The following is a 7750-nucleotide window of genomic DNA, read 5'->3' on the forward strand; positions in this document are numbered from 1 at the left end:
GGAACTGGGTCAGTAGGTCGAGGTCGTTGTCGTTGATGTCGACGTCTTCCTCGAAGTGGACGGCTTGGGCCCAGGCGGTGAGCTGAGTGGTGGTGGCCAGTCCGGCGAGGGTTTTCTCGAGCGCGGTGGTGGCGTGGGAGCGGGTGAAGGTGACGGTGGTGGGAGGGGTTGTGTGACGGCGGAGGGCGTGGAGCAGCGTCGGCAGATCGCGGCGCCAGTGGACGAGGTCTTCGAGGTGCTCGCGTCGCGTGGTGGCCACTGCTTCATCTTGCCGTGTGGCGGCGGGTCGCGGGCCCGTCTGACGTGAGAGCTGGAGAACTGGGCTCCGGCCTCGCCTGTGATCCGCTCGGGCCGACGTGCAGCTCTGCCGGCGTTGCGGGAGTGGGTTGGGGCGCGTGGCCGCTGGACCCGTCCGGGGCGCGGAGTGGTGGTGGGCGCCCCGGACGGGTGGGGGCGTTACCAGCTGGATTTTGTGACGCCGGGGAGGTGGCCGGCGTGGGCCATCTGGCGGAGGTTGATGCGGGAGAGGCCGAAGGCGCGGAGGTGGCCTCGGGGGCGGCCGTCGACGCTGTCGCGGTTGCGGACGCGGGTGGCGCTGGCGTCGCGGGGCTGGCGGGAGAGTTCGCGCTGGGCGGCGGCGCGGTCGTCGTCGCTGGTGGCCGGGTTGCGGATGATCTCCTTCAGCTCGGCGCGGCGGACGGCGTAGCGGGCGACGATCTCGCGGCGCTTCTCGTTGCGCGCGATCTTGCTCTTCTTTGCCATCAGACCTTCTCCCCTCGGGCGCGGATGCGGGCGACGGCCTGCTCGATGCCGATCGTGTCCACCGTCTTCATGCCCTTGGTGCTGAGCGTGAGGCGGACGAAGCGGCCCTCGCTGGGCAGCCAGTAGCGCTTGCGCTGGATGTTGGGGTTGAAGCGGCGTGAGCTGCGGCGGTGGGAGTGGGAGATCTGCTTGCCGAACGTGGGGGCACGTCCGGTGAGTTGGCAGTGGGCGGACACGGGGTCGCTCCTCCGGCTAGATGGAAATGATTTTCGTTTGTGTATAGTACCCGCATGCCACGCAACGACCTGCGCCCGGTCGTCCGACTCCGGTCGACGGCCGGCACCGGATACACCTACGTCACGCGCAAGAACCGCCGTAACAACCCCGACCGGATGGAGCTGCGGAAGTACGACCCGCTGGCCCGCCGGCACGTCGTCTTCCGCGAACAGCGCTGACCGGTCGGTCAGCCCGTCGCGGCGGCGCGCCGCGCGTCGGGCGCGTACGCGCCGAGAGCAACCAGGAGTGCCCCTATGAAGCCCGGAATCCACCCGCCGTACCGGCCCGTCGTCTTCCGTGACAACGCCGCCGGCTTCGCCTTCCTCACCCGGTCGACCGCCACCAGCGAGCGCACCGTGGAGTGGGAGGACGGCAACACCTACCCCGTCATCGACGTCGAGATCTCCTCCGCGAGCCACCCCTTCTACACCGGCAAGGCGAAGGTGCTGGACACCGCCGGCCGTGTCGAGCGGTTCGAGCGCCGTTACGCCCGTCGTGAGGCCCGCTGATGGGTGCGTACGCCTCAGCACCGCCGCTGCCCGTCGTGATCGTCGGCGGGCTGCACTCGGACGCCCGCCGGGCGGCCGTGGACCGGCTGCTGACGACCGTGCCGGGGAGTGTGGTGCTGCACCACGACCTGTCCGAGTCGGCGCGGACACCCGGCGCTCCTGTGCGCCGGGTCGTCCGGGAGGCCGGCGGGGTGCTGGACACGGGTGAGACGCCGCTGGTCAACAACTGCGCGTGCTGCGCGCTGCGTGAGGACCTGATTCCGGAGCTGCTGCGCCTCGCGGCGGGCGGGACGTGCCGGCTGGCCGTCGTCGAGCTGTGGGACTCGGTGGAGCCGAAGGCGATGGCCGAGGTCGTCCACGCGCACAGCGGGGACGCGCTGCGGTTGGCGGGCGTCGTGACGGCGGTCGATCCGGCGCTGGTGCTGCCGTACCTCGGGAACGGGGACGATCTCGCGGAGGCCGGGCTGGCCGCCGCGACGGCCGACCAGCGGACCGTCGCCGACACCTTCGCCCGGCAGCTGGAATACCCGACGGTGCTCGCGCTCGCGGAGGGCGAGGAGTCGGCCGACGACACGGATCGTGAGCTGTTGACGCAGCTGCATCCGACGGCCCGGCAGGTGCCGGTGGAGGCTGAGGACTTCGCGGCGGCACTGACCGGGGGCTTCTCGGTCGCGCAGGCGGCGGACCGGCAGCACCCGGCGTGCGCGCTGCTGCCGCAGGAGGCGGACGCCGACGGCGTGACCACGTTGGTGTGGAAGCGGCGCCGGCCGTTCCATCCGGGTCGGCTGTACGCGGCGCTGGAGGAGTTGTGCTGTGCGGCGGCGCGCAGCCGGGGCCGCTTCTGGCTGGCGGACCGGCCGGACACGCTGCTCGCCTGGGACTGCGCGGGCGGTGCGCTGTGTGTGGAGGGCGTCGGGCCGTGGCTGGCCGCGTTGCCGGACGCCGCGTGGGACATGACGCCGGCCGTCCGCCGCGCCGCCGCCGCGCTCGACTGGGACCCCGAGCACGGCGACCGCGTCCAGCACCTCGTCTTCACCTCGCCGGACCTCGACCGGGACAACCTCGTCGCGCTGCTCGACTCCTGTCTGCTGACGGACGCCGAGTACGCCGCAGGGCACTCGGCGTGGAAGGGCCTGTCACCGGCCTTCGACGCGCTGCTGGACCCCGTCGCCTCCTGAGGGCGGACGCCGAGCGGCCCGGTTCGGCGCGTACGGGCGGACGCCAGTGTCGTGACGGGCACGCGTGCGGAACCGGCCGTGTTGGGGCGGCCGGTCGGCGCGAAGGGCCGGGCGTCTCCAGAAGCGTCCAGGGGTGGCCGACCGGCGGTGCCGCCCTTGGACGACCACCGCCCCGCGGTGCTCCCAGTGCGTTGGGAGTGCCGGGGCGGTGGTCCCTCCCTCGCCTGGCCGTTCCCGCCTCCCCGGGACGGCCGGGCGCGGTGGGGCCAGCCGCCTCCCGGGGCGATTTCTCATCTATCCATCGAAAGGAACAACTGTCGTGGCACGTCGTCAGAACGCCGGGAAGCCCGTGCGGCCCCGGCCGAACCCGCTGGACGCGGCCGGCATCACGTACATCGACTACAAGGACACCGACCTGCTGCGGAAGTTCATCTCCGACCGGGGGAAGATCCGCAGCCGTCGGGTGACGCGGGTGAGCGCGCAGCAGCAGCGGCTCCTGGCGCGGGCGATCAAGAACGCGAGGGAGATGGCGTTGCTGCCGTACGGTCCCGTGCGTTGAGCGTGCCGCCGTGCTGAGGGCGGCGCGTCTCCCGGGCCCGGTGCCACCGACGATCGTCGGTGGCACCGGGCCCGCGGTGTTTGTGCCGCGCGCCACGTGGTGAACCCGACGGGCGTCCGGCACGTCTATTCGTGTGTAAACGGCACCGGACGTCGCCGGCCGGCACGAGTCGGCATGGGTCGACATGGGTCGGCGCGCGTCCGGGTGCGTTCGTCGGGGGCTCTGACCGGGGGTGATGAAGCCGCGACACGCTGTCGTGCACGTGCATCGGCACATGCATCAGCACGTGAACGCGGTTATGATCCCAGGAAGTTGGGTCCTGAACTACCTGGGAGAGGCCAATGCACATACAGAACGGCATGGCGTCCAAGGACCTTCACGGGGTCAGATGGCAGAAGAGCAGACACAGCAATTCCCAGGGGACCTGCGTGGAGTTCGCGAAGCTGCCGACGGGTGACGTCGCGGTGCGCAACTCGCGCTTCCCGGACGGCCCCGCGCTTGTGTACACCCCGGCGGAGGTCGAGGCGCTGCTGCTGGGCGTGAAGGACGGCGAGTTCGACCACCTGGTGGCCGACTGACGGTGTCGGCCGTCCACTCGGCCGGCGTGACGGGGCGGCCGAGTGGACGACCGGCCGTGCCGGTGGTCTGAGCGGGAGGGGCGCGGGCTCCGACCGGCAGGCGACATCCGTCCTCCCGCGAGCCGAGGAAATGCGCGTGACGGCGGGGATCTCCCGGTGCCGGACACCCCCGTGACCCGGCCCGTGGGATCCCCGCCGTCTGTCTGTGCGCGGCCGCCGCGGTGCGGAATCCGGCCGCGGTGTCGCGGTGCAGGGCCGCTGTGCTGCCGTGCGCGGCCGCTGTGGTGCGGTGTGCGGCCGTGGTGTTGCGGTGTGCGGCCGTGGTGTTGCTGCCGTGCGAGGCCGCTGCGGCGCGGTGGACCGCCGCCGGTTCGCGGCGGCTTCTTCGCGCGTAGCGACCGGGCCCGGCGGACGTGGGGCCGTGTCGTCCGCCGAGCGCGCGGCGCCCGTGCCCGGGGGAGCGGGGTGGACCCGTCCCGCCGGGTGTGGGGGCGGCCCGCCGTACGTGACGTGCGGGCCGCGCCTCACGCGCGGGCTTTGTCGGGCGGTAGTCGGAACAGGGCCCAGACGACCTTGCCCGTGGATATCCCGCCCGGTGGTCCGTCGACCGCCTCCCAGCCCCAGCTGTCGCTGAAGGCCTCGACCAGGAAGAGGCCGCGTCCGGACTCCGCGTCGTCGTCGGCGTAGCCGGCCGTGGTGGTCGGCAGTCCGTCGGCGTCCTCGTCGGAGACCGGCGCGTGTCCGCTGGGGTCGCGGACCGCGCAGACCAGCCGGGACGCCCAGCGCATCAGGTGCAGCCGCACCGGCGGGTCGAACGCGCCGCCGGGTCCGGCCGTCGGGAGGCCGTGCCGCAGCGCGTTGGTGACGAGTTCGGAGACCACGAGTGTGACGTCGTCGCAACGCCCCCCGAGCTGCCAGGCGTTGAGAGTCACCTGGGTGAACTCCCGTGCGGTCCGGACCGCTTCGTAGTGCGGGGGGAGTGCGCAGGTGGCGGAACCGGAGAGGCTGTCGGGGTCGGCCGGCGGGAGGCCCTGCCATAAGGGCTCCAGCACGGTCAGTCCTTCGGTCACCATGATGAAGCTCCCCCTGGCGTGACGGCTGTCGGGACCAGGGCAGGTCCCGTGGCGGCGCAGTCCCGATGGTCTCGGGAAGCCCAAATGGGCGTGCACAAAGTGCACTTGGACTGTCTCCATGGTTGCCAATGCCGTCTGCGGATGCAAGGGCAGATGCACGTGCACGCGTATTTTTCGATCGTGTGTAACCGAGCGGGCACGCAACGGAGCCCGGAGATGGCAGACTGCTAGTCGAATGAGGGTGGGCGTCTTATCTGTATAGGAGCAAATCCGGTGACAGGCGGAGTGATCGGATCAAACGGATCAAGTGGGACAGGCGGGGCGGGCGGTTCGATGGTGCGCCGCATCCTGCTCGGGTCCCAGCTGCGTCGGCTCCGGGAGGGCCAGGGCGTCACCAGGGAGGCGGCGGGCTACGCGATCCGCGCCTCCGAGTCCAAGATCAGCCGGATGGAGCTGGGACGGGTGAGTTTCAAGGCGCGTGACGTCGCTGACCTGTTGACGCTGTACGGGGTCACCGAGGACTCCGAGCGGGAGCCGCTGCTGAACCTCGCCCGCGAGTCCAGCATCGCCGGCTGGTGGCACAGCTACAGCGACGTGCTGCCGAGCTGGTTCCAGACGTACGTCGGCCTGGAGGGCGCCGCCTGCGGCATCGACACCTACGAGGTCCAGTTCGTGCACGGGCTGCTCCAGACCGAGGCGTACGCGCACGCGGTCGTCTCCAGCGGCCACCGCGAGCAGGTGCCCGAGGACGAGGTGGACCGCCGCGTCGCGCTGCGCCTGGAGCGCCAGAAGCTGCTCTTCAAGGAGAACCCGGCCACGCTCACGTGCGTGCTCGACGAGGCCACGCTGCGCCGCCCGTTCGGCAGCCACGCCATCATGGACGCCCAGTTGGAGCATCTCGCCGAACTCTCCGAACTGCCCAACATCAACCTCCAGGTGACCACCTTCGAACTCGGCGGGCACCCCGCCGAGAGCGGCGCGTTCACCGTCCTCCGCTTCCCCGAGCCGGAGATCTCCGACGTCGTCTACCTGGAGCAGCTGACCGGCTCGCTCTACCTGGACAAGGCGGAGGAGGTCAACCAGTACGAGGGCGTCATGCGCCGGTTGACGGAGAACAGCCTCTCGCCCGAGGAGACCCGCACCTTCCTGCACAAGATCCGCCAGCAGTACTGACGGCCGCCGTACCCGGTCCGGCCGCCGGCGCGGGCTTTGTCGGAGACGGACGAGAACCGGGCGGGAACGGTCAACTGTGCGCGTCCACACGTAAGATGACGTGCCATCACTCCGCTGATCACCTCCCACTCACCGAAGGAACGGCATGCACCCCTTCACGGAACTGGCCTCGCAGTACATAGACGGTGAATGGCGCCCCGGAAGCGGCTCCTGGGACATCATCGACATCAACCCGTACAACGGTGAGAAGCTGTGCTCGATCACCGTCGCCACCCGCGACGAGGTCGACGAGGCGTACCGCGCGGCGGAGCGCGCCCAGCGCGAGTGGGCCGCCACCAACCCCTACACCCGCCGCCTCGTCTTCGAGCGGGCCGTGCGGCTCGTCGAGGAGCGCGAGGAGGAGATCACCGAGGCGATCATCGCCGAACTCGGCGGCACGCGGCTGAAGGCCGCCTTCGAGCTGCACCTCGCCAAGGAGTTCCTGCGGGAGGCCACGCACCTCGCGCTCGCCCCCGAGGGCCGCATCCTGCCGTCCCCGGTCGACGGCAAGGAGAACCGCGTCTACCGGGTGCCGGTCGGCGTCGTCGGGGTGATCTCGCCGTTCAACTTCCCGTTCCTGCTGTCGCTGAAGTCCGTCGCGCCGGCGCTGGCGCTCGGCAACGCGGTCGTGCTCAAGCCGCACCAGGACACCCCGATCTGCGGCGGCGGCCTCGTCGCCCGCATCCTCGCCGACGCCGGTCTGCCGCCCGGCCTGCTGAACGTCGTCGTCACCGACATCGCGGAGATCGGCGACGCGCTCATCGAGCACCCCGTGCCCAAGGCGATCTCCTTCACCGGCTCCGACAAGGTCGGCCGCCACGTGGCGACCGTCGCCGCCCGCGAGTTCAAGCACGTCGTCCTCGAACTCGGCGGCAACAGCGCGCTCATCGTGCTCGACGACGCCGACATCGACTACGCCGTCGACGCCGCCGTCTTCAGCCGCTTCGTGCACCAGGGGCAGGTCTGCATGGCCGCCAACCGCATCCTGGTCGACCGCTCGATCGCCGACGAGTTCACCGAGAAGTTCGTCGACAAGGTGCGGAAGCTGCCCGTCGGCGACCCCGCCGACCCGTCCACGCTCATCGGCCCGCTGATCAACTCCAGCCAGGCCGAGCGGGTCTCCGCCGCCGTCGACCAGGCGCTCGCCGACGGCGCCACCGCGCTGCTGCACGGCCGCGTCGACGGCAACCTCGTCCACCCGAGCGTCCTCACCGACCTGCCGGAAGGCTGCGCGGCCCGCAACGAGGAGGTCTTCGGACCGGTCGCGCTGCTCATCCCGTTCGACGGGGAGGAGGAGGCGCTGCGCATCGCCAACGACAGCCTGTACGGGCTCAGCGGCGCCGTCCACACCGGCGACGTCGAGCGCGGCGTCGCGTTCGCGCGGCGCGTCGAGACGGGCATGATGCACGTCAACGACGGCACCGTCGCCGACGAGCCGATCGTGCCGTTCGGCGGCGAGAAGCACTCCGGTGTCGGCCGCCTCAACGGCGACCACTTCGTGCAGGCCTTCACCACCACCCGCTGGATCGCCGTCCAGCACGGCCGCAGCACGTTCCCCTTCTGAGCCGCGTCTTCGCGCCGCGGGCCCGAGCCCCCCGTCCGG

Annotated in this window: 11 protein-coding genes; 7 read left to right on the forward strand and 4 right to left on the reverse strand. The window is 71.2% G+C overall.

Annotated features, from left to right (window positions below; translation table 11 throughout):
* The 3 genes from GL263_RS16885 to rpmB all read right to left on the reverse strand — a co-directional run.
* Positions 1-259 (reverse strand): hypothetical protein (locus GL263_RS16885; RefSeq protein ID WP_182856554.1); only part of this gene is annotated, 259 nt, incomplete at its 3' end.
* A 197-nt stretch (positions 260-456) separates the two neighbouring features.
* Complete coding sequence (rpsN, locus tag GL263_RS16890) at positions 457-762, reverse strand: 30S ribosomal protein S14 (RefSeq protein ID WP_182856555.1); 306 nt, start codon at positions 760-762, stop codon at positions 457-459.
* A complete protein-coding gene (rpmB, locus tag GL263_RS16895; RefSeq protein ID WP_143647048.1) occupies positions 762-998 on the reverse strand; it encodes a 50S ribosomal protein L28 in 237 nt (78 codons plus the stop codon). Before rpmB ends, rpsN begins: the two co-directional genes overlap by 1 nt.
* A 54-nt stretch (positions 999-1052) precedes the next feature.
* Here rpmB and rpmG point away from each other — a divergent pair, with 54 nt between their 5' ends.
* The 5 genes from rpmG (at position 1053) to GL263_RS16920 (ending at position 3862) form a co-directional block, all read left to right on the forward strand.
* Positions 1053-1217 (forward strand): 50S ribosomal protein L33, encoded by a 165-nt coding sequence (gene rpmG, locus GL263_RS16900; RefSeq protein ID WP_143647049.1) that lies wholly within the window; start codon positions 1053-1055, stop codon positions 1215-1217.
* Between the two features lie 75 nt (positions 1218-1292).
* Positions 1293-1547, forward strand: a complete 255-nt coding sequence (locus tag GL263_RS16905; RefSeq protein WP_143647050.1) for a type B 50S ribosomal protein L31 — start codon at positions 1293-1295, stop codon at positions 1545-1547.
* Complete coding sequence (locus GL263_RS16910; protein WP_182856556.1) at positions 1547-2725, forward strand: CobW family GTP-binding protein; 1179 nt, start codon at positions 1547-1549, stop codon at positions 2723-2725. Before GL263_RS16905 ends, GL263_RS16910 begins: the two co-directional genes overlap by 1 nt.
* Before the next feature lie 319 nt (positions 2726-3044).
* On the forward strand, positions 3045-3284 hold the full coding sequence (gene rpsR, locus GL263_RS16915) for a 30S ribosomal protein S18 (RefSeq protein WP_182856557.1): 240 nt from the start codon (positions 3045-3047) through the stop codon (positions 3282-3284).
* A 341-nt stretch (positions 3285-3625) separates the two neighbouring features.
* A complete protein-coding gene (locus GL263_RS16920; protein ID WP_143647053.1) occupies positions 3626-3862 on the forward strand; it encodes a DUF397 domain-containing protein in 237 nt (78 codons plus the stop codon).
* A 524-nt stretch (positions 3863-4386) separates the two neighbouring features.
* Here the strand turns inward: GL263_RS16920 and GL263_RS16925 are convergent.
* The gene (locus tag GL263_RS16925; protein WP_182856558.1) at positions 4387-4935 is read right to left on the reverse strand and encodes an ATP-binding protein; all 549 of its coding nucleotides are present in this window, start codon (positions 4933-4935) and stop codon (positions 4387-4389) included.
* A gap of 333 nt (positions 4936-5268) precedes the next feature.
* Here GL263_RS16925 and GL263_RS16930 point away from each other — a divergent pair, with 333 nt between their 5' ends.
* Positions 5269-6108 (forward strand): Sco1979 family transcriptional regulator, encoded by an 840-nt coding sequence (locus GL263_RS16930; protein ID WP_182856559.1) that lies wholly within the window; start codon positions 5269-5271, stop codon positions 6106-6108.
* A 145-nt stretch (positions 6109-6253) separates the two neighbouring features.
* Positions 6254-7711 carry an aldehyde dehydrogenase family protein gene (locus GL263_RS16935; RefSeq protein WP_182856560.1) on the forward strand — a complete coding sequence of 486 codons (1458 nt, stop codon included), beginning with the start codon at positions 6254-6256 and terminating at the stop codon, positions 7709-7711.
* Positions 7712-7750 lie beyond the last annotated feature (39 nt).

It is taken from the genome of Streptomyces durbertensis (genome assembly GCF_014156695.1).
GTDB classification, from domain to species: Bacteria; Actinomycetota; Actinomycetes; order Streptomycetales; family Streptomycetaceae; genus Streptomyces; species Streptomyces durbertensis.

Bases quoted from the DNA above. Each gene is read 5' to 3' on its own strand.
- rpsN (WP_182856555.1), bottom strand. From the start codon at position 762: ATGGCAAAGAAGAGCAAGATCGCGCGCAACGAGAAGCGCCGCGAGATC.
- rpmG (WP_143647049.1), top strand. From the start codon at position 1,053: ATGCCACGCAACGACCTGCGCCCGGTCGTCCGACTCCGGTCGACGGCC.
- GL263_RS16905 (WP_143647050.1), top strand. From the start codon at position 1,293: ATGAAGCCCGGAATCCACCCGCCGTACCGGCCCGTCGTCTTCCGTGAC.
- GL263_RS16910 (WP_182856556.1), top strand. From the start codon at position 1,547: ATGGGTGCGTACGCCTCAGCACCGCCGCTGCCCGTCGTGATCGTCGGC.
- GL263_RS16920 (WP_143647053.1), top strand. From the start codon at position 3,626: ATGCACATACAGAACGGCATGGCGTCCAAGGACCTTCACGGGGTCAGA.
- GL263_RS16925 (WP_182856558.1), bottom strand. From the start codon at position 4,935: ATGGTGACCGAAGGACTGACCGTGCTGGAGCCCTTATGGCAGGGCCTC.
- GL263_RS16930 (WP_182856559.1), top strand. From the start codon at position 5,269: ATGGTGCGCCGCATCCTGCTCGGGTCCCAGCTGCGTCGGCTCCGGGAG.
- GL263_RS16935 (WP_182856560.1), top strand. From the start codon at position 6,254: ATGCACCCCTTCACGGAACTGGCCTCGCAGTACATAGACGGTGAATGG.